The following is a 20905-nucleotide window of genomic DNA, read 5'->3' as shown; positions in this document are numbered from 1 at the left end:
ATGCGTGCCGGGCCCTTCCGTATGCCCGGGGCCGTGGGTCCCGGGACCACACGGTCCCCGGACCACACGCCTAGGGCCTCATCGGCGCAGTCGCCGCGGGGCGAAGGTGAAGACCGCGGCGCCGAGCAGGACGACCGTGCCGGCGAGCACGCCGAGGGCGGTCAGCGCACCGTGGTCGTCCGCGCCGGTCTGGGCGAGGCCGCCGGCGCTGCCGCTGCCGCCGGACACGCTGGCCGGGCCGGCCGCGCCGCTCCCGGAGGACGCACCGCCCGTCGAACCGCCCGAGGTGCCGCCGGGCTGGGCGGCGGTGTCCAGGGCGAGCGAGACCCCGGGGTCCTTCTCCGGGGTGCAGGTGGTGGTCGTGCCGAGGGCGTTGATGGTGAGGACGCCCGGGGTGAGCGTCGCCTTGCCGGTGGCACCGGGCTTGTAGGTGCCCTTGAGGTCGGGGATCTCGATGGGCTGGCCGGCCTTGATGGGCTGGGCGTTGGTGGGGCCCGCCACCGGGACGGAGCCCTTGTCGGCGCCGCCCACCTTCACGTCCATCGACGGTTTGACTGAGCCCTTGGGGATGTCGGCCGGGCTGTCCATGACGGACTTGGCGAAGTGCACCGTCAGGTCGTAGGCGCCGCCCTTCTTGACGCCGTTGATCTGGACCGGCGAGGTGGCCTTCTTGTCGCCGATGGGCGTCTTGCAGGCGTAGGGGACCTGCACCTCCTTGCCCTTGTACGCGGTGCCGTCGGGGTCGCCGCCCGAGCCGCCCGAGCCTCCGGTGGAGCCGGAGGAGCCGGAGGAGCCGGAGCTCCCGCCGCTGGTGCCCGCGCTGCCGCCGCCGGTGGTCGTCGCGCCGCCGGAGCCGGTGCCGCCCGAGCTGGTGCCGCCGGCGGTCGTCCCACCGCTGCTCGTCCCACCACTGTTCGTCCCGCCGGTGGTCGCGCCGCCGGAGGAGCCGCCGCCGTCCGTCACCTTGATGGTGACCGCCGGGTGCACCGCCTCCTTGGGCGTGCACTTGGTGTCCGTGGAGATCGGCTTGTTGACGTTGATGTTGTACGCACCGGGCGTCAGCGTGACCTCCCCTGGCGCGGTGAGCTTCAGCGTGCCCTTCATGGCGGACAGCTTCATCGGGCTGTTCTTCGGGATCGGCGGGTTCTGTCGCGGGCCCTGCACGACCAGGTCCCCGGTCTGCGCCCCGGCGACCTTGACCGTGCCGGTCGGCTGGACGGTGTCCTTGGCCAGGTCGAGGATGCCGGGGTTCTGGGAGGCCGCCTGGACCGTCGTCCAGACCACCTCGACCGCATCGCCGACCTTGGCGGTCGCGGGCGCGGTGACCTCGACCTTGGTGGTGCCCTCGACGGGCGGCAGCCCTGAGATCGGCGGCGGCTGACACTCCGTCTGGTACGCCACCTCGGCCGCCTGGGCGGTCCCGGCGGCGGTGACCACACCCGCCCCCGCGAGTACCAGCGCGGCCGCGGCGGCGGTGCCCGCTCGTCTGCGTTGTCCGGTCGGCCTCGTGGGCCGGGTCAGCCTCATCAACGTCATCACGCGGAACCTTTCGAGGGGGGTTGTTCGGTTGATGTGGTGGACGGTGCGGTGTCCGGGGTGAACCACGGCAGGGCGGCGGTGCCGTCCGGTGCGGTGCCGGGGTCCGTGCCGTGCTGGTCCTTCTGTCGGCTGTTCTGCCGGCTCTTGTGCGGTTTCCTCTGTTGGTCCTTGGTGGTTCGCCGGGGGTACGGACGGTGCGAGGTCCTCCCGGGGCGGACGGTGGTGCCCGGGCGGGGCGGGCGGACGCGGTCGACGACCGCCATCCCGATCCGGAACACCGCCGTCGGCACGACCACGCACAGCAGCACCCAGAAGAGCGTCACGCCCCACGGCCGGCCGACCTCCCACGGCTGCTCGACCAGCAGCCTGCCGCCGTACTTGAGGGAGACCAGGTAGTCCCCGTGCGCCCCGGCGGCCAGCTCCACCGGGAGTCTGACCTCGACCTTCCGCCCGGCGGGGACGGTCCCCCGCCACTGCTGGTCCTCCCATTGGGGCGCGAAGACGCCGTGCGAGGTGCCGACCTGGAAGACCGGGTCCTTGGCCGACGCCGAACCCAAGTTGCCTACCGTGACGGTCAGTTCGCGCTGCGGCGGGGCGCCGAACCAGGTGAGCAGTCCGCTGCTCCCGGTCAGCCGGGGCTGCGCCAGGACGGCCAGCCGACCGGCACTGACGTCCTGCGGCAGCGGCGCGACCGGGTGCCCGGCCACCTTGAACGCGGCGTCCGCGGCGGCCGCCGGGCCGGTCACGGTCGCCACGTGCACCACGCAGGGGCAGGGCTTGGGCGGTTCGGCGACCGGCAGCGGCTTGCTGAACGCGCCCCGGTCGTCGGTGGTGACGGCCCGCCCGTCGCCGTTGGCACAGGAGTTGGTGCCGCCGATCATGTTCTGTCCGCAGATCAGCAACGTCAGCAGGGTGTGCGGGCGCCAGCCCTGCCCGGTGACGGTGACGCTGCCGCCGGCACCCGCCTCCTGCTGGGAGACCGCTACGGAGGGCGCGCCGCCGGCCGGGGCGGCGCTCGCGGCCGGGGCGGCCAGGCCGGGCAGCAGGACCGGGAACAGGGCCAGCGCAAGGGCGAGGGCCGCGCGCAGAACGGACGGACGACGGCGCCACCCGGTCCACCGGCCGGTCAGCCGATCGGTCCACCACCTGGTCCACCGGCCGGTCCGTAGCCGTCCCGCCTTGCCTACGGACACGGCGACGGCCGCGGACACGGCCACGGCGGTGACCACGGCCCCCGTCCCGGCTCCAGCCGGCACCGCCCCCCACTTGCCCTTGCCGCCGTTCCCGCCACTCTCGCTGTTCCCGCCACTCTCGGCGTTCTCGCTGCTCTCGCCCTTCTCGCCGTTCACCCGCGCACCCCTGATCCCGTCCTCGCGGCCGTCGTGATGGGCCCCGTCCCGTCCGCACTGCCCGTACTGCCTCTACTGCCCGCACGGCCTCTGCTGTCCATCCCGTCCGTCCCGCCCATCCCGTCCGTCCCCGTTCCGCTCGCCCGCCGTGCGTCGTCGGTAGATCGGGCTCCGGGCCGGTCCGGCGGGGCGCCGCCCCCGTCGTCGGGTGCACCGCCGGCCCCGCTGCCTCCCGTGCGGTCCGCGCGGCCGGTGCGTCTGCGGCGCCGGAGGACCGCCCAGCCGCCCCCACCAGTCGCCAGGAGGAGCAGCAGCGCGGCACCCACGCCCCAGGGGGCGGCGGTGTACCGGGCGGTGGCGGTGTCCTGTGCGCCGTCCGCCGCGGTCGCGGTGAGCCGTACGTCCGCCGTGTCCAGGGCGGGTGGATCGGGCCAGGTCTCGGTCCGGTCGACGCGGGCGCCGGGTGGGAGGACGTCCGGCAGGGGGCGGGCGGGCCGGCGCAGCAGCGGCCCGAAGAGGCCGTCGGCGCGGACCGCCAACTGCGGCCGGAGGGCGGTGTTCCCGCGGTTGACCAGGGTGTAGTGGATCTCCGCGGCGCTCCCCCGCCGGGTCACCGAGACGTGCTCGACGGTGAGCGCGGACAGCGTGGGCCCGGTCACCCGTAGCCGGACCGGGATCCGGGTCCGGGCGCCGGGCGCGGTGCCGGTCACGGTGAGCGCGCCGGAGCGGCCGCCGGGGGTGGCGGTGCGCGGCACGGTCATCGTGAACGGCACGCTCGCCCGCGTCCGCGGCGGCACCGTCACCTCCGCCGTGCCGAAGGCGAGCCACGCCCCGGCGCCGTCTCCGGCCAGCCGTACGGTGACCGGCCGGTCGGACGGATTGCGGACGGCCAGCCGGTCGGTGAGTGCGGCGCCCGGTGGCCCCTCCAGGTAGAAGGACGTCCGGGCGGCCCCGGTCGGCGCGGCGGACCAGCCCGGTGCGGCGGGGGCGGACGGCCCGGCCGGTACGGCGGCGGGCGGACGGGCCGCGGCCGCCGCGGGGCACAGGAGGACGGCGGCGGCCGCGAGGGCGGCGCCGGTGGCCGCGGTGCGGGGACGGAACGGCATCGGCGGCTCCCGGTGGAGGTCAGGCCCGTTGGTGACGGCGGGTCAGCCAGAGCACTCCGGCCGCGCCGGCCAGCAGGACGGTGCCGCCGAGGGTGCCCAGGGCGAGGGCGGAGTCCGCCGGTCCGGTCTGCGGCAGTTGACCGCCGCCGGTCGAGCCGCCCGCCGCCGCGGAGCCACCGCTGCCGCCGGAACCGCCGCTGCCGCCGGAACCGCCGCTGCCCTTCACGTCCAGGGACAGTGCCGGCTTGGGGTGATTGCTCGGTGTGCAGGTGGTGGTGGTGCCCAGCGCCTTGATGGTGAGCGTGGAGGCGGTGAAGGTGACCTTCCCGCTGGCCTTCGGGGTGTACGTGCCGCTCAGATCGCTGATCTTGATCGGCGTGTTGGCCGGTACCGCCTGGTCGTTGGGCGGGCCGCTGACCTGCACCGTGCCGCTCTCCGCGCCGCCCAGCTGGATCAGCGCGCTGGGCTTCATCGCACCCTTGCCCAGTTCGACGGGGCTGGAGGAGACGCCCTTCTGGAACGACATCACGAGCTTGTACGAGCTCCCGCTGGGCGTCCCCTTGATGTCGATGGGCGAGACCGCCCCCTTGTTACCGATCGGCGTCTTGCACTGGTAGTTGACGTCGACGACCTCGGCGTGCGCGGCGGGTGCGGTGAACAGCACCGCGGAACCGGCCATTGTCGCCGCGGCCGCGGCCAGCCCGGCCGCCCGCCGCGGCCGCCTGCCGTGCTGTGCGTGGAAGCGGGCCACCTTGAGTTCCCCTTCTCCCGGTTGGCGCCGCCACATGTTACTGACGGCACATCAGATTGGGCGCTCAAGGTACGCCCGGGAGGTTGCCGAGGGAAGGCACGGCACAGCCTCGATACGCGGCACCGGCCGGATCCGTCCGGAAGACGGCCCACCGCGGCCACGGCCCGGCCCCCACCCGGCCCCAGAAACGACACAGCGCGGGCCCGTAGGCCCGCGCTCAACGTCTCCCGGTCCGCCGCCGCTTCAGGACGGTGCGGCCAGCTCCGCCCAGACGGTCTTGCCCGCTCCGTCGGCGTTCCGCACCACGCCCCAGTCCAGGCACAGCCGCTGCACGATGAACATGCCGTGGCCGCCCGGACGTCCGGGACGGTGCGGGTTGCGCGGCGCCGGCGAGCCCGCACCCAGGTCGCTGACCTCCAGGCGGAGCACCTTGGCCGCACAGCGCAGCCGCAGCTCCTCGGGGCCCTCGGCGTGCAGGCAGGCGTTGGTGACCAGCTCGGAGACGACGAGCAGCACGTCCTCGGCCGCGGCCCGCTGATCGGCGGTCGCGGCCGGCAGCCAGCCCCAGTCGTGCAGCGCCTCCCGGGCGAAGTCACGGGCTCGCGCCACGGCACCCCGGGTCCCCGCCAGGCGCAGCCGACGGATCTGACCTGCGGGGACGGAAGCGGAAGCGCCGGCGCCGCCCGGCTCCGGGCCGAGATCGCCCGGCGGGTACGGCCGGGTGGTGCTCATCAGCGCTTCACCTCACCGATTCGCCTGTTCACGGACAACAGATAGCTCACTGATTCAACGGATTCAGATGTCTCCTGCCCGACCGGACCGCGAGAACACCCACTTCTTGGGTACGGAAGTTGTGATGCCGACTACGCGCCCGGAACGCATCCTTCCGGACTTCCCGACCGGTCAGTCGACCAAGGCCGCGTCGAGTGAGTCGTGCACCGTGAAAACCGCTTCCGCGCCGGTGATCTCAAAGACCCGGGCCACCACCGGTTGCATCCCGGCCAGATGGACACCGCCCCCCGCGGCCTCCGCTTTCAGCCGGGCACCGAGCAAGACGTTCAGACCGGTAGAGTCCATGAATTCCAGGGGTGAGCAGTCCACCACGAGGCGTGCATATCCCTCGTCGACGCAGCCTTCCAGTGATTCCCGCAACAGATCCGCGGTGTGGTGATCCAGCTCACCGGCGACGGTCACGACCGCGCTGGGGCCGTGATGGCGGATCTCGACGTGAAGCCGACCCCGGCTTGCACTGCCGACCGTCCCGCGGTCCATGCGAGCGCACCCCTTTTGCTGCCTAGACGACTGTTGTGGTGACGACATTGCTCATGACTGCGCGCGTCGAACCCTACGCCTTCCTGACGTCCGCCGGTAGCCGCAGAAAGGGCATAGCGAAGGATTGTGGACAACACGCACTTGCCTTCTTCCGTCGAAGCCAGGTAGGCGTAGAAGGACACATTCGAAACGGCCGGCTTTGGAGGCGCCGCACACCGCAGCTTCATGCAGAGGCTTCGGCAGCCATATGCCGAGAACGATGGAGGAGACACATGTCACCCCGGCTCGACGAATTGCGTAGCAAGGACGATCAACGCCCCGCGTCGTCGACACCCCGGTCCTATGTGACCGGTCACATTCCTTCCCAGACGCATGCCGCGGCCGCCGAGCCGGCGAGCGTGCCCGAGCTCGACGGCCTGCCCGAGATCCCACCGTTCGACGAAGTGGGTCCGGTGGATGCGAGGGCCCTGTCGAAAACGCTCTTCGCGCGTCTGGAATCCCTGGACGAAGGCACCCACGAATACGCCTATGTCCGTAACACCCTGGTCGAACTGAACCTCGCCCTCGTGAAGTTCGCGGCCTCCCGGTTCCGCTCCCGCAGCGAACCGATGGAGGACATCGTCCAGGTCGGCACCATCGGTCTGATCAAGGCGATCGACCGTTTCGAGCTCAGCCGCGGCGTGGAATTCCCGACGTTCGCGATGCCGACCATCGTCGGCGAGATCAAGCGTTTCTTCCGCGACACCAGCTGGTCGGTGCGGGTTCCGAGGCGACTTCAGGAACTCCGCCTGGACCTGGCAAAAGCGGGCGACGAACTGGCGCAAAAGCTGGACCGGGCACCCACGGTCGGCGAACTCGCCGAACGCCTCGGCATCACCAAGGACGAGGTCGTCGAAGGGATGGCCGCGAGCAACGCCTACACCGCGAGCTCGCTGGACGCCCAGCCCGAGGAGGACGACAGCGAAGGCGCGCTGGCGGACCGGATCGGTTACGAGGACCACGGCCTCGAAGGCATCGAATACGTGGAATCGCTGAAGCCGCTGATCGCCGAACTCCCGTCCCGGGACCGGAAGATCCTCTCGCTGCGGTTCGTCGCCAATTTGACGCAGTCCGAGATCGGCGAGGAGTTGGGCATTTCCCAGATGCACGTCTCCCGGCTGCTCTCCCGCACCCTCGTCCGGCTCCGCAAGGGCCTGATGATCGAGGAATAGCCCCCGCGGTCGGCGCCGGCCCGTACGGCCGGCGGACGCCCGTGCACACGAGGGCCCGCCCCGGAATCGTCCGGGACGGGCCCCCTGTGCGTCTGCCGGCGGTGTCGTCCGCCGCCCTCAGAGGCGGACGCCCTTGTGCCAGACGTCCGTCACCAGCGGCACGCCCGGACGGTAGGCGAGGTGGACGTGGGACGGGGCGTCCAGCAGGACCAGGTCGGCGCGGGCGCCGGGGCTGATCCGGCCGACGTCGTCCCGGCGCAGCGCCCGGGCACCACCCGCGGTCGCCGCCCACACCGCCTCGTCGGGCGTCATCCCCATGTCGCGGACGGCCAGTGCGATGCAGAACGGCATCGAACTGGTGAAGGACGAGCCGGGGTTGCAGTCGGTGGAGAGCGCGACGGTGGCGCCGGCGTCGAGCAGCGGGCGGGCGTCGGGCCACTGGGCGCGGGTGGAGAACTCGGCACCCGGGAGGAGCGTGGCGACGGTGTCGGACTGGGCCAGCGCGTCGATGTCGGCGTAGGTGAGGTGGGTGCAGTGGTCGGCGGAGGCGGCGCCGAGTTCGACGGCGAGCTGGACGCCGGGGCCGTGGCCGAGCTGGTTGGCGTGTACCCGGGGCACCAGGCCCTTGGCCTTGCCGGCGGTGAGGATGGCGCGCGCCTGGTCGCCGTCGAAGGCGCCGCGTTCGCAGAAGACGTCCACCCAGCGGGCGTGCGGGGCGCAGGCGTCCAGCATCGGGCCGGTGACCAGATCCACGTAGCCGGCCGGGTCGTCGGCGTAGTCGGGCGAGACGATGTGGGCGCCGAGGAAGGTGACCTCGTCGGTGTGCGCGGCGGCGATGCGCAGCGCGCGGGCCTCGTCCTCGACGGTGAGGCCGTAGCCGGACTTGGTCTCCTGGGTGGTGGTGCCCTGGCGCAGGCCCTCGGCCAGGTAGCGGGCGACGTTGGCGTGCAGTGCGTCGTCGCTGGCGGCGCGGGTGGCGGCGACGGTGGTGCGGATGCCGCCGGCGGAGTAAGGGCGGCCGGACATCCGGGCGTTGAACTCGGCCGTGCGGTCGCCGGCGAAGACCAGGTGGGAGTGGGAGTCGACGAAGCCGGGGAGGCCCGCCCGGCCGGCCGCGTCGACGGCGTTGTCGGTGGCGGGTGCTTTGCTTGAGGGACCGACCCAGGCGATGCGGTCACCGTCGACGACGACCGCGGCGTCCTGGATCAGACCGAGGGGGCCTTCACCGAGGGAGGGGTCGTTGGTGACGAGCTGGGCGATGTGGGTGATGGCGGTGGTCGGCGCTGAGGTCGTCGTCATCGCGGGGGTGTTCTCCTTCGTCCGCGGGCGGCGGGGCCAGGGCGGGCTGGGGTTGCCCGGGAGGGTGCGGGTCAGCCGCGCACGGCGGCGATGGCGTCGGCGAGGGCGGTGGGCACGTCGGGCACGCGCGTGTGCGTCCCGTCGCGGACGATCTGCCGACCACCCACGACGGTGTGTCGCACATCCGCCGCGGTGGCGGCGAATACGGCCGTCTCGGCGCCCAGTCGCGGCAGCGGTCCGGCGGTGCGTACGGAGTCCAGCGCAATCGTGGTGAAGTCGGCGAGCGCCCCGGGTGCCAGGGTGCCGGCGTCGTCCCAGCCCAGGGCGGCGTGCCCGTCGGCGGTCGCGGCGCGGAGCAGGGCGGCGGCGGTCCAGTGGCCCCGGGTGCGGGTGCGCAGGCGCTCGTTCAGCTCCATGGCGCGGGCCTCTTCGAGCAGGTCGATGACGGCGTGGCTGTCGCTGCCCAGGGAGAGCGGGCTGCCCTGCTCCTGGAGCGCCACGGCCGGTCCGATGCCGTCGGCGAGGTCCCGCTCGGTGGTCGGGCACATGCACACGCCGGTGGTGCTGCCGCCGAGCAGGGCGATGTCCTCGTCGGTGAGGTGGGTGGCGTGCACGGCCGTGGTGCGCGGGCCCAGCACCCCGTGGTCGGCCAGCAGTTGGGTGGGGGTGCGGCCGTGGGCCGCCCGGCAGGCGTCGTTCTCGGCGGTCTGCTCGGAGAGGTGGAGGTGCAGCGGTGCCTGCTGCCGCCGGGCCCAGTCGGCGACGGTGCTCAGCTCCGCCGCGGGGACCGCGCGTACGGAGTGCACAGCGGCGCCGATCCGGGCGTGCTCGGCGCCCTTGAGTGCGTCGGCGCGCTCCGCCCAGGCGTCGGCGGTGCCGTCGGAGAAGCGCAGTTGGTGCCGGTTGGGCGGATCGCCGAAGCCGGCGGAGAGGTAGGCGGTGTCGAGGAGGGTGATCCGGATGCCGGCGTCGGCGGCGGCCGCGATCAGCGCCTGCCCCATGGCGTTGGGGTCGTCGTAGCGGGTGCCGCCGGGCGCGTGGTGCAGGTAGTGGAATTCGCCGACGCAGGTGATGCCGGCCAGCGCCATCTCGGCGTAGGCGGCGCGGGCCAGCGCGTAGTAGCTCTCGGGGGTGAGGCGGTCCGCGACGCCGTACATCACCTCGCGCCAGGTCCAGAAGGTGCCGCTGCCGACCTGGACGGTGCCGCGCAGGGCGCGGTGGAAGGCGTGGCTGTGGGCGTTGGCGAGGCCCGGGAGGGTCAGCCCGTAGAGGGCCTCGGCGCCCGGCGGGGGTGTCGGGGTGCCGGGGCGGACGGCCGTGATCCGGCCGTCCGCCACCGTCAGGGCCACGCCCGACTCGACGTGCGTGCCCAGCCAGGCGTGTTCGAGCCAGTACGTCATCGGTGTTGCCTGCGGCGTCAGCGGCACGCCAGCCCCTCCAGTACGTCGGCGAGTGCGGTGACCCCGGCCACGCAGTCGTCCTCGGTGGCCGCTTCGGCGGGCGAGTGCGAGACGCCGGTGGGGTTGCGGACGAACAACATGGCCGTCGGAACGGTTGCGGACAAAATACCCGCGTCGTGTCCGGCGCCGGTGCCCAGGACCGGTACCGGCCGCTCGGCCCGCTTGCCGAGGAGCGCACCCAGTTCGTCCCGCAGGGCGTGCTGGAACTCCACGACGGGGGTGAAGGACTCCCGGACGACGTCCAGGTCGACGCCGTCGCGGGCGGCCCGTTCGGCGGCGGCCCGTTCGATCCCGGTGACCACGGTGTCCAGGGTGTCCTGGCCGGCGGCGCGGGCGTCCAGCCAGCCGCGGACCAGCGACGGGATGGCGTTGACGCCGTTCGGCTCGACGCTGATCTTTCCGAAGGTGGCCAGGGCGCCGGCCAGCCGGGCCTGCTCGCGGGCGGCGAGCACGGTCGCGGCGTAGGAGAGCATCGGGTCGCGGCGGTCCTGAAGACGGGTGGTGCCGGCGTGGTTGGCCTCGCCGCGGAAGTCGAACCGCCAGCGGCCGTGCGGCCAGATGGCCGAGGCGATGCCGACCGGGTCCCCGGACAGGTCCAGGGCGCGGCCCTGCTCCACGTGGAGCTCGACGAACGCGCCGATGGTGGCGAGCCGTTGCGGGTCCGGGCCGATCGCCTCGGGGTCGTGGCCGGCGCGCTCCATGGCCTGCGGGAGGGTGACGCCGTCGGCGTCCCGCAGGCGGTGCGCGGCCTCGGTGGTCAGCGCGCCGGCGGACAGCCGGGAGCCGACGCAGGCCAGTCCGAAGCGGGCGCCCTCCTCGTCGCCGAAGTTGACGATCGCCAGCGGCTTGGTGAACTCCGCTTCGCGCGCGCGGAGTTCGTCGAGCGCGGCGAAGGAGGAGACCACACCGAGCGGGCCGTCGAAGGCGCCGCCGTCCGGGACGGAGTCCAGGTGCGAGCCGGTGACAACGGCGTCGCCGGGGGCCACGTCCTGGTAGGTGGTGGTGCCGAGCCAGGCCCATTGGTTGCCGTTGCGGTCGAGTTCGTAGCTGAGTCCGCGGGCCTCGGCCTGGGCCCGGAACCACGCGCGGCAGTCGGTGTCCGCGCCGGTCCAGGCGAAGCGGCGGTAGCCCCCGGAGGAGGAGTCACGGCCGAGCGGCCGCAACTCCCCCCACATCTCGTGGAACGAGGAGGTCACTCGCCCTCGCCCTCGCGCATCGGGATGCGGACGCCCCGCTCGGCGGCCACCTCGTCGGCGCGCTCGTAGCCGGCGTCGACGTGGCGGATGACGCCCATGCCCGGGTCGTTGGTGAGCACCCGGCGGATCTTCTCGCCGGCCAGCGGGGTGCCGTCGGCGACCGTGACCTGGCCGGCGTGGATGGAGCGACCCATGCCGACGCCGCCGCCGTGGTGCAGCGAGACCCAGGAGGCGCCGGAGGCGACGTTGACCATGGCGTTGAGCAGCGGCCAGTCGGCGATCGCGTCCGAGCCGTCCTTCATGGCTTCGGTCTCGCGGTAGGGGGAGGCGACGGAGCCGCAGTCGAGGTGGTCGCGGCCGATGGCCAGCGGTGCCTTCAGGGTGCCGTCGGCGACCATCTCGTTGAACCGCTCGCCGGCCTTGTCGCGTTCGCCGTAGCCGAGCCAGCAGATCCGGGCGGGCAGGCCCTGGAAGTGGACCCGCTCCCCCGCCAGCTTGATCCAGCGGGCCAGCGACTCGTTCTCGGGGAAGAGGTCGAGGATGGCGCGGTCGGTGGCCGCGATGTCCGCCGGGTCGCCGGAGAGCGCCGCCCAGCGGAACGGTCCCTTGCCCTCGGCGAAGAGCGGCCGGATGTAGGCGGGGACGAAGCCGGGGAAGGCGAACGCCCGCTGATATCCGGCGAGTTGGGCCTCGCCGCGGATGGAGTTGCCGTAGTCGAAGACCTCGGCGCCGGCGTCCATGAAGCCGACCATGGCCTCGACGTGCCGGGCCATCGACTCGCGGGCGCGCTGGGTGAAGTCGGCGGGCTTCTCGGCCGCGTAGGCCGCCATGTCGGCGAAGTCGATGCCGACGGGAAGGTAGGCCAGCGGGTCGTGGGCGCTGGTCTGGTCGGTGACGATGTCGATCGGGGCGCCCTCGGCGAGCATCTGCGGGAGGAGTTCCGCGGCGTTGCCGAGCAGGCCGATGGAGAGCGGCTTGCGCTGGTCGCGGGCCTCGACGGCGAGCTGGAGGGCGTGCTGGAGGCTGTCCGCCTTCACGTCCAGGTAGCGGTGCTCGATGCGGCGCTCGATGGCGCGCGGGTCGCAGTCGATGCAGATCGCGACGCCGTCGTTCATGGTGACGGCGAGCGGCTGGGCGCCGCCCATGCCGCCGAGGCCGGCGGTGAGGGTGATGGTGCCGGCCAGCGTCCCGCCGAACTTCTTCGCCGCGACCGCCGCGAACGTCTCGTAGGTGCCCTGGAGGATGCCCTGCGTGCCGATGTAGATCCACGAACCGGCCGTCATCTGGCCGTACATGGTCAGGCCGAGGGCCTCCAGGCGGCGGAACTCCTCCCAGTTGGCCCAGTCGCCGACGAGGTTGGAGTTGGCGATCAGCACCCGCGGCGCCCACTCGTGCGTCTGCATCACGCCGACCGGCTTGCCGGACTGGACGAGCATCGTCTCGTCCTGCTTGAGCGTGGTCAGGGTGCGCACCATGGCATCGAAGGAACGCCAGTCACGGGCGGCCTTGCCGGTGCCGCCGTAGACGACGAGCTGGTCCGGATGCTCAGCCACCTCCGGGTCGAGGTTGTTCTGCAGCATGCGCAGCGCGGCTTCCTGCTGCCATCCCCGTGCGCTCAGCTCCGTACCGCGCGGTGCCCGCACGGGTCGCGGTCCCGACATGGGCCGTGCCTCCCTGACTCTGAATGGATTGACCTATTCACAGTCTGGAGGTTCTGAATACCGCTAGTCAACAGGGCGCGGCGAGAGCTTTCCCCAACTCGGCCACTCGACTTGCCCACTCGGAAAGTCAAGTGCTAACTTTCCGAGTGGGAAAGTTGAACGGGGGCGCCGCCGGCGATCCCCGCACCGTCCGTGTGACACGGACCGTCCGACACGTCTACGGGGAGGCGAAGGACATGACGACACCAGTGGATGCCGAGCGGGCCTGGCAGGATCTCCAGCGCATCCGGGTCCCTCAGGAGCGGGTGTACGACGAGGTCGAGCGCTGCGCACACGGCGACCGACGGTCGACGTATGTGACGGCCGCCCTCATGTGGCTCTTCCTCGCCAGCTACGGACTCAAGCTCCCGCGGTGGGGCTCCATACTGCTCGTCGCCGTCTATGTCGGCGCCCTGGTCGCCCTGGCGGTGGTCTACAGCCGCCGGACCCGCGTGCGGCTGCACCGCTCGCGGTACACCTGGCGCAGCTTCGCCACCTTCCTCGCGGGCGGGGTCCTCAGCGGCGGCACGATCGTCCTCACCGGCTTCCTGACCGAGTGGCTGGCACTGCCCTACGGCAGCGTGATCCAGGCCACCGTCTCCGCCGGCGCCTTCGTCCTGTTCGTCGGCCCCGCCAACCGGTGGGCGATCAGCCCACTCCGGAACCGCGCCGCGGCGACGACACCGTGAGAACCGTCCATGAGGAGGCAGACCGATGAGCACCCCCTCGGGCTTCGACGAACTGATCCATCCGTCCACCCGGCTGTCCGTGGTGGCCCTGCTGGCCGCCACGGAATGGGCCGACTTCCCGTTCATCCGCGACAGCCTCTCGCTCAGTGACTCCGCGCTCTCCAAACAGCTGCACACGCTGGAGGAGGCCGCATACCTGGAGATCCACAAAGAGGGCGGCGGCCGCAAACGGCGCACCAAAGTGCGACTGACGGCCCGGGGCCGCACCGCCTTCGAGGGCCATGTCGCCGCCCTCCGCGCCATCGTCGAGGGCGCGGGCCCCACAGCGCCCCGGCCGGCACCCCAACAGCACGCGGAGGCGGGCCGATGACCACGACCGCACGCCCGGAGAGCACATCGATGACCACCACACCCACCGCCCCGACCGGCGCCGCGCCGGTCGTCGAGGCCCGCGACCTGCAGATGTCGTACGGCAGCACCGCCGTCCTGCGCGGCGTCGACCTGGAGATCCGGCGCGGCGAGATCTTCGCCCTGCTCGGGCCCAACGGCGCCGGGAAGACCACCACCGTCGAGATCCTGGAGGGCTTCCGGCAGCGGTCCGCCGGTGAGGTGCGCGTCCTCGGGGCCGACCCGGCGCGCGCCGACGACGTCTGGCGCGGCCGGATCGGGCTGGTCCTCCAGTCCTGGCGCGACCACCGCCGCTGGCAGGTCGCGGAGCTGCTGACGCACTTCGCGACGTACTACCCGGATCCGCGCGACCCGGCCGAACTCCTCGACCTGGTCGGCCTCACCAGCCAGGCGCGGCAGCGCGTCGACCGACTCTCCGGCGGCCAGCGTCGACGCCTCGACGTCGCACTCGCCATCGTCGGCCGCCCCGAACTCCTCTTCCTGGACGAGCCCACCACCGGCTTCGACCCGGAGGCGCGCCGCGCCTTCCACGACCTGGTCGAGCGGCTGGCCCGCACCGAGGGCGTCACGATCCTGCTGACCACCCACGACCTGGCCGAGGCCGAGCGGCTGGCCGACCGGATAGCGATGCTGGTCGACGGCAGGATCCGGGCCTGCGGCACCCCAGCCGAGCTCGCCCGACGGGCCGCCGCACAGGCCGAGGTCCGCTGGACGGCGTCCGACGGCAGAGCACGCCACGAGCGCACCGCGGACCCGTCCCACCTGGTCTGGGAACTGCACCGCGAAGCGGCCGGACCGATCGCGGACCTGGAGGTGCGCCGCCCGACGCTGGAGGACACCTACCTGCACATGGTGCACCGGCAGGGCACGGACGACGACGCACACCGCACCGGCTTCCCGGCCGGCGACGGCACGGGGGAGGCAGCAGCATGAGGGGGACCGAGATGACAGCGACGACGGACACCGGCCCGGGTGCGCCGGACCGGGACCGCGACACGGCGGCCGGAGATCAGGGCACCACCGACCGGGGCACAACCGGCCAGGGAACCACCGGCCGGGGTGGGGCCCGTCCCGCGCGGCTCCGCTCCTGGCAGGCGGGGCTCCGACGCGGCGGCATCGAGCTGCGTCACCTCCTGCGCAACCGCAAGGAGTTGGGCGGCTATCTGACCAACGTCGTGGTGGCCCTGCTGCTCGCCGGCTTCATCAGCGGCGACGTGCCCGGCACCCGAATCCCGATGGCGCACCTGACCCTCGCGGGCTTCGCCGCGTACCTGCTGTTCCAGATCGGCCTGATCAGCCTCCCGCAGATCCTGGTGACCGAGCGCGAGGAGGGCACCCTGCTGCGGCTGCGGACCACCCCCGGCGGCATACCGGCCTACCTGATCGCCAAGTCGCTGCTGATCGTGGTCATGGCACTGGGCACCCTGGCGGTCCTGCTGGGCGCCGGCGCCGCACTGGTCGACGGGCCGCTGCCGCACAGTGCGGCCGGCTGGGTGACGCTGCTGTGGGTCACCGCCCTCGGCCTGCTCGCTGTCGTACCGCTGGGCGCGGCGATCGGGGCGGTACTGCCCAATCCGCGTGAGGCACTGGCGATGATCATGCTGCCGGCGATGGCCCTCCTGGTCACCTCGGGGGCAATGTTCCCGATATCCCGGATGCCGACGGTGGTTCAGAACATCGCCTCGGTCTTCCCGCTCCGGTGGATGGCGCAGGGCCTGCGCGCGGCCCTCCTGCCGGACGCCGCCCGCGCCGTGGAACCAGCCGGCTCCTGGCAGTTGCCGACCATCGCCCTGGTCCTGGCCGCCTGGGCCGTCCTGGGCTTCCTCCTGGCGATACCGCTGCTGCGCCGCGCCGCCCGCCGCGAGTCCGGCTCCCGGCTGACCGCCCGCCAGAGCAAGGCACAGCTCAGCGGCGCCCGCCCGGCATAGGGCGCGACGGGGGCGGGGGCGGAGGGCGGAGCCGGGGGGCTCCGGGCTCCGCCCCGGCCGGCGGGAGCCCCGGGCAGGGCTCCCGCCGGCGCACGGCACGGGCGCGGCACGGGGCGGCGCACGGCACGGGCGCATCGCACAGCAGACGACTGGCTAAGGGCAGCGGGCAGCGGGCAGCGGGCAACAGACGCACGCTCGGTAACGCGAAGCTCGGAAACGTCACGATCGGTAACGCCACGACCGGGTGCACAAGATCGGCACAACATCAGCACCGGAAGGGCTCCGACCTTCCCCTTCGATCGTGGCGCGGGGCGCCCGTCGGATGATGAAGTTGAGTCATGACCTTCACGGACCGAGACCGTGCCGTTCAGGCAGCCATCACTCAAGGGCTGGTCGGCACCGGCCAGCCCGTGGCCGGGCTGCTCGACGTCGCCGGGATCCGCCGGTCGGCGGCCGAACTCCGAGCCGCCTTCGCGGAGTTCACCGCCCCGGGCACCCAGGTGCTGCACGCGTTCGCGGTGAAGGCCGCCTCGCTCGTGCCCGTACTGCGGCTGCTGGCACAGGAAGGGATCGGCTGCGAGGTGGCCAGCCCCGGCGAGCTGGCGCTGGCCCGGGCCGCCGGTGTCCCGGCCCGGCACACCGTCCTGGACTCCCCCGCCAAGACCCTCGCCGAACTCCGTGAGGCACTGGCCCTCGGCATCGCCATCAACGTCGACAACCACGAGGAACTCTCCCGCATCGACCGGATGATGGCCTCGGCCCCGTCCACCGCGCCGATAGGGCTGCGGGTCAACCCGCAGATCGGCGGCGGCAGCATCGGCGCGATGAGCACCGCCACCGACACCTCCAAGTTCGGCATCCCGCTGCGCGACCCGGGCGCCCGCGAGTGGGTCGTCCGGGCCTGCCTGGACCGCCCGTGGCTGACCCGGCTGCACGCCCACGTCGGTTCCCAGGGCATGCCGCTGGAGCGGATGGCGGAGGGCGTCCGGGCGCTCTACGACCTCGCCGAGGAAATCAACGAACAAGCCGGCGGCCCCCGGATCACCACCCTCGACATCGGCGGCGGCCTGCCCGTCAACTTCTCCTCGGACACCGTCACCCCGACCTACCGCGAGTACGCCGCGCTGCTCCGCTCGACGGTCCCCGGCCTGTTCTCCGGACGCTACGGCCTGGTCACCGAGTTCGGGCGGTCACTGCTGGCCAAGCACGGCATGGTCGTGGCCCGCGTCGAGTACGCGAAGTGGGCCGGCGGCCGATCGATCGCCCTCACCCACGCCGGGGCCCAGGTCGCCACCCGCACGGTCTTCGCACCCTCGTCCTGGCCGATCCGGGTGGCGGCGTACGACTCCGCCGGCCGGCCGAAGACCGGGGCGCCGGTCCCGCAGGACATCGCCGGCCCGTGCTGCTTCGCCGGCGACCTGGTCGCCGAGAACCGACCGCTGCCCCGTCTGGACTCCGGCGACCATGTCGCCCTCCTGGACACCGGCGCGTACTACTTCTCCACCCACTTCGCCTACAACTCACTCCCCCGCCCCGGTGTTTACGGCTACGCACCGTCCTCCGACGGCACCTACGCCTTCGCGACCGTCCGCACCCCGCAGACGCTGGACGAGCTCACCGCGGAGAGCGGTGCCGAGCACGCCAACGACCTGCGGAAACTGGCACTGGGCTGATCAGCGGAGAGCCGGGAGCCGGGGCCCGGAGCCGGAGCCGGAGCCGGAGCCGGAGCCGGAGCCGGAGCCGGAGCCGGAACGGTTCCCGGGGCCCCGGTCCCCGGTCCCCGGGAACGGTGAAGCCCGCAAGCCCCAGCGGCGAGACGCCCCACCCGCCCCCGAAGCAGCGCTCTGCCGGAACCGCCCTCCCCTGGAGGCGCTCCCCCGGAGCGTCCTCACTCCACGAACAGTCCGCGCTCCGCCGCCTTGGCGTCGAACTCCTCCAGGCGGGCCTGGGCGTCCGGCAGGTCGTCGCACATCGCCTCCAGGAGGACGCGCCCCAGGAGCATCGGGGCGCAGGCCGTGTCGAAGGCCAGGCCGGTGCCGACCGGGGCCGGCAGGAGCAGGTCGGTGTGGTGGGCCACCGGGGCGAAGGCGCTGTCGGCGACGGTGACGACGGTGAGCCCGACGGTGCGGGCGTAGGCCAGGGCGTCGATGACCTCGCGGGGGTGCCGGGGCAGGGCGAAGCAGAGCAGGGCGCTGGCGCCGGCGTGGGCCGCGGCGTCGATGCGGTCGATGAGCATGGTGCCGCCCTCGTCCAGCAGGCGGACGTCGGGGTGGACCTTGCGCGCGAAGTACGCGAAACCGGCGGCCTGGGCGGTGGCGGCGCGCAGCCCGAGCACCGGGAGCGGACGGGAGGCGGCGAGGAGACGGCCGGCCTCGGTCACCGGGCCGGGGTCGGCGAGGGCGTCGGCGAGGTGGCGGAGGTTGTCGATCTCCGCCAGGACGGCCTGCTGGTACTCGTTGTCCGCGCCGGAGACGCCGGGCTGCTCGGCGGGGGCGACGTCCCGCAGGTGGCGGCGGAGCGCCGGGTAGCCGTCGAAGCCGAGCGCGACGGCGAAGCGGGTCACGGACGGCTGGCTGACGCCGGCCAGCTCGGCCAGTTCGACGCTGGAGAGGAACGGCGCGTCGGCGGCCCGCCGCACCATGCAGTGGGCGATCCGCCGCTGGGTGGGCGTCAGCCGGTGCCCTTCGAAGAGCCGCTGGAGGCGGGCGGCGGTGCCGGTGGCGCCGCCCGCTGCCGTACTCCCCGACGCGCCCGTGCCCCGTTGCCGCGTCCCGTTGGTACGGACGCCGTTGTCCCCGTCCCCGCTCATCGCCTCTTCTTCCCGGCCCGGTCCGGGGCCTTGATGTCGGTGCACCGACTGTACGGAATTCCTCGGCCGCGTCGGTCCCGGGTCCGGGGTGGAGCGGGGCGTGGCGGCATGCTCCGGCCATCCGACCGGCGCCCCGCCCGCCCGCCGGCGCCGTCTCCGACCCACCCGCCCTGCTCGCCCACCCTGCTCATCGCCTTACTTTTCACCCCTTTTGTCACCCCGCTCGTCGTCCCATACGGGTGCGCCGGGACCGCCGTGGCGGCCCCGGTCAGCGTCCTTCCGGGGCGGTTCGCGAGGTCGGACCGCGGCCGCCGTGCGAACTCGTCGGCCCGGCGCGGGCCTTCCCCGATGAGTTCCGCCGTCCCGGACGGTCTCCCCGACGTCATCCCGTAACCGCCCCGCCCACTCAGAGCCCCACCCGCCCCACAGTCACAGCCACAGCCACAGCCACACCCACCCCCGTGCCCGCACCCCACCCGCCCGGCGACAGGAGGCCGAACGTGCCGCACACCCCCAGGACGGTCGTCTGGCACTTCGGCCCGTCGATCGCCACCACCGACGTCCCGGCGCTCTGCACGCGGCTGGACCGGCTGCTCCGCGCCCGGCCGCGGACGACGGTGCTCTGCGACGTCCGCGCGGTCACCGCCCCGGACACCGCCACCGTCCAGGCGCTGCTGCGCCTCCAGCTCACCGCCCGGCGGCTGGGCGGCCCGGGCATCCGGCTGTGGCACGTCCCCGAGGCGCTCGGGCTGCTACTGGCCGCCACGGGGCTGAACGGCGCCCTGCCGTCCGACGACGGACCGCCACCCGACGCGTACTCAAAAGCAGTCCCGCACTGAACAGCAGCCCCGCGAGGAACAGCAGTCCCGCGCGGAACAACAGTCGTGCACGGACCAGCAGTCGTGCACGGACCAGGAAACGCACACGCACACCTACACGCACACGCACCGGCCGGCCCGCAACGGGCAACCGGCCCGCAACGGGCAACCGGCGCGCGACGGGCGACCGGCTCACGACGGGCGACCGGCGCGTTCCCGACCCCGGCGGGCGCGGGCGACCGGCCGGTGCCGCCGTCCCGGTCCCGGGCTCCCGCGCCGCTGGCCATCCCGGACGTCCCGGCTACCCCTCGTACCGCAACGGCAGCCCGAACAGCGGGAAGAGCCGGTCGGTGTCGAGGAAGGCGTTGAGCCCGGTGATCCGGCCGTCGGTGATCTCGATGACCTGGAGGGCCCAGGGGACGCCGCCGGCGCGGTACTGCCCGAAGGCCGGCATCCCGTTCGCGGTCAGCGGCACCAGTCGCGAGCCCTCGCAGCCGCGGCCCGGTCCCAGCATCCACCCGACGACGTCCGCGCGGCCGTGCAGCCACAGCGCGTACGGCGGCATGGAGAGGGTGCAGTCCTCGTGCAGGACGGCGGTGAGGGCCGTCATGTCGAAGCGCTCGAAGGCGTCGACGTAGCGTTCGAGGAGGGCCTGTTGGGCGTCGTCCAGCGGCTTGGGCGGGGGCGCGGTCGGGGCGTCGCCGGAGGCAGCCAGGGTGGCCCGGGCGCGCTGGAGGGCGCTGTTGACGGAGGCGACCGAACTGTCGAGGAGTTCCGCCACCTCGCTCGCCGACCAGCTGAGCACCTCCCGCAGGATCAGCACCGCCCGCTGCCGGGGGGCCAGCCGCTGGAGCGCGGAGACGAACGCCAGCCGGACCGATTCCCGGGCGACCGCGGTGTCCGCCGGGTCGCCGGCCCGGGCCAACACCCGCTCGTCGGGGAGCGGTCCGATCCAGGTCGTCTCGGGCCTGCCGGTCCCGATCGGGGAGTCGACGCTCGACGGGGACGCGAGGTCCATCGGCCGGGCGCGGCGGCTGCTGCCCTTGAGGAGGTCCAGGCAGACGTTGGTGGCGATGCGGTAGAGCCAGGAGCGCAGGGAGGCCCGGCCCTCGAAGCGGTGGTAGCCGCGCCAGGCCCGGACCATGACCTCCTGGACGGCGTCCTCGGCCTCGAACGCGGAGCCGAGCATCCGGTAGCAGTAGCCGGTCAGCTCGGTGCGGTACGCCTCCAGTCGCTCGGCGACCTCGCCCGATTCCGGCGGCCGCCGGTCGGTGTCGTCGGGTGCCGGCTGCCCCGGGTCCGGTGTCGCGCCCGGGTCGGCCGGTCCGTGTCCCGCACTGGTGGTGGACTGCTTCATGAGACCCGCCATT

Annotated in this window: 19 protein-coding genes; 7 read left to right on the top strand and 12 right to left on the bottom strand. The window is 73.3% G+C overall.

Features of this window, described 5'->3' with window-relative positions; translation table 11 throughout:
- Positions 1-78: 78 nt before the first annotated feature.
- The 6 genes from ACO0M4_RS22780 to ACO0M4_RS22755 form a co-directional block, all read right to left on the bottom strand.
- Positions 79-1536 (bottom strand): hypothetical protein, encoded by a 1458-nt coding sequence (locus ACO0M4_RS22780; protein ID WP_430372770.1) that lies wholly within the window; start codon positions 1534-1536, stop codon positions 79-81.
- Complete coding sequence (locus ACO0M4_RS22775; protein ID WP_430373906.1) at positions 1536-2627, bottom strand: hypothetical protein; 1092 nt, start codon at positions 2625-2627, stop codon at positions 1536-1538. Before ACO0M4_RS22775 ends, ACO0M4_RS22780 begins: the two co-directional genes overlap by 1 nt.
- A gap of 257 nt (positions 2628-2884) precedes the next feature.
- Complete coding sequence (locus ACO0M4_RS22770) at positions 2885-3994, bottom strand: hypothetical protein (RefSeq protein WP_430372769.1); 1110 nt, start codon at positions 3992-3994, stop codon at positions 2885-2887.
- A 19-nt stretch (positions 3995-4013) separates the two neighbouring features.
- The gene (locus ACO0M4_RS22765) at positions 4014-4745 is read right to left on the bottom strand and encodes an LPXTG cell wall anchor domain-containing protein (protein WP_430372767.1); all 732 of its coding nucleotides are present in this window, start codon (positions 4743-4745) and stop codon (positions 4014-4016) included.
- A gap of 243 nt (positions 4746-4988) precedes the next feature.
- Positions 4989-5477 carry an ATP-binding protein gene (locus tag ACO0M4_RS22760; protein WP_430372766.1) on the bottom strand — a complete coding sequence of 163 codons (489 nt, stop codon included), beginning with the start codon at positions 5475-5477 and terminating at the stop codon, positions 4989-4991.
- Between the two features lie 171 nt (positions 5478-5648).
- Positions 5649-6017 carry an STAS domain-containing protein gene (locus tag ACO0M4_RS22755; RefSeq protein WP_430372764.1) on the bottom strand — a complete coding sequence of 123 codons (369 nt, stop codon included), beginning with the start codon at positions 6015-6017 and terminating at the stop codon, positions 5649-5651.
- A 272-nt stretch (positions 6018-6289) separates the two neighbouring features.
- Between ACO0M4_RS22755 and ACO0M4_RS22750 the strand changes: the two genes are divergently transcribed.
- Positions 6290-7228, top strand: coding sequence for an RNA polymerase sigma factor SigF (locus tag ACO0M4_RS22750; protein WP_430372763.1), 939 nt, complete (start codon positions 6290-6292; stop codon positions 7226-7228).
- Between the two features lie 117 nt (positions 7229-7345).
- Here the strand turns inward: ACO0M4_RS22750 and hutI are convergent, their stop codons facing one another.
- The 4 genes from hutI to hutU form a co-directional block, all read right to left on the bottom strand.
- The gene (gene hutI, locus ACO0M4_RS22745; RefSeq protein WP_390023088.1) at positions 7346-8527 is read right to left on the bottom strand and encodes an imidazolonepropionase; all 1182 of its coding nucleotides are present in this window, start codon (positions 8525-8527) and stop codon (positions 7346-7348) included.
- 71 nt (positions 8528-8598) lie between these two features.
- Entirely contained in the window at positions 8599-9927 is a 1329-nt protein-coding gene (locus ACO0M4_RS22740) for a formimidoylglutamate deiminase (RefSeq protein WP_430373904.1), read from the bottom strand.
- A 17-nt stretch (positions 9928-9944) separates the two neighbouring features.
- A complete protein-coding gene (locus ACO0M4_RS22735) occupies positions 9945-11162 on the bottom strand; it encodes an allantoate amidohydrolase (protein WP_430373903.1) in 1218 nt (405 codons plus the stop codon).
- Between the two features lie 17 nt (positions 11163-11179).
- Positions 11180-12844 (bottom strand): urocanate hydratase, encoded by a 1665-nt coding sequence (hutU, locus tag ACO0M4_RS22730; RefSeq protein ID WP_430372761.1) that lies wholly within the window; start codon positions 12842-12844, stop codon positions 11180-11182.
- A gap of 236 nt (positions 12845-13080) precedes the next feature.
- On the opposite strand from hutU, the gene ACO0M4_RS22725 reads away from it, so the two are divergent.
- The 5 genes from ACO0M4_RS22725 to ACO0M4_RS22705 all read left to right on the top strand — a co-directional run bounded on the left by ACO0M4_RS22725 (position 13081) and on the right by ACO0M4_RS22705 (position 17581).
- Positions 13081-13572, top strand: a complete 492-nt coding sequence (locus ACO0M4_RS22725; RefSeq protein ID WP_430372759.1) for a hypothetical protein — start codon at positions 13081-13083, stop codon at positions 13570-13572.
- A gap of 25 nt (positions 13573-13597) precedes the next feature.
- The gene (locus ACO0M4_RS22720; protein ID WP_430372758.1) at positions 13598-13942 is read left to right on the top strand and encodes a transcriptional regulator; all 345 of its coding nucleotides are present in this window, start codon (positions 13598-13600) and stop codon (positions 13940-13942) included.
- Entirely contained in the window at positions 13939-14913 is a 975-nt protein-coding gene (locus tag ACO0M4_RS22715; RefSeq protein ID WP_430372756.1) for an ABC transporter ATP-binding protein, read from the top strand. The genes ACO0M4_RS22720 and ACO0M4_RS22715 overlap by 4 nt, the downstream gene beginning before the upstream one ends.
- Positions 14914-14924: 11 nt before the next feature.
- A complete protein-coding gene (locus ACO0M4_RS22710; RefSeq protein WP_430372754.1) occupies positions 14925-15908 on the top strand; it encodes an ABC transporter permease in 984 nt (327 codons plus the stop codon).
- Between the two features lie 338 nt (positions 15909-16246).
- Positions 16247-17581, top strand: coding sequence for a diaminopimelate decarboxylase (locus ACO0M4_RS22705; protein WP_430372753.1), 1335 nt, complete (start codon positions 16247-16249; stop codon positions 17579-17581).
- A 215-nt stretch (positions 17582-17796) separates the two neighbouring features.
- Here ACO0M4_RS22705 and ACO0M4_RS22700 read toward each other — a convergent pair whose 3' ends face one another.
- Entirely contained in the window at positions 17797-18717 is a 921-nt protein-coding gene (locus tag ACO0M4_RS22700) for a MurR/RpiR family transcriptional regulator (RefSeq protein WP_430372751.1), read from the bottom strand.
- Between the two features lie 500 nt (positions 18718-19217).
- Between ACO0M4_RS22700 and ACO0M4_RS22695 the strand changes: the two genes are divergently transcribed.
- Positions 19218-19556 carry an STAS domain-containing protein gene (locus ACO0M4_RS22695; RefSeq protein ID WP_430372750.1) on the top strand — a complete coding sequence of 113 codons (339 nt, stop codon included), beginning with the start codon at positions 19218-19220 and terminating at the stop codon, positions 19554-19556.
- A gap of 280 nt (positions 19557-19836) precedes the next feature.
- Here the strand turns inward: ACO0M4_RS22695 and ACO0M4_RS22690 are convergent, their stop codons facing one another.
- On the bottom strand, positions 19837-20892 hold the full coding sequence (locus ACO0M4_RS22690; RefSeq protein WP_430372748.1) for a sigma-70 family RNA polymerase sigma factor: 1056 nt from the start codon (positions 20890-20892) through the stop codon (positions 19837-19839).
- Positions 20893-20905 lie beyond the last annotated feature (13 nt).

The organism is Streptomyces sp. RGM 3693, from assembly GCF_050471125.1.
Lineage (GTDB): Bacteria > Actinomycetota > Actinomycetes > Streptomycetales > Streptomycetaceae > Streptomyces.
This window is presented reverse-complemented; position numbering and strand designations above follow the sequence as displayed.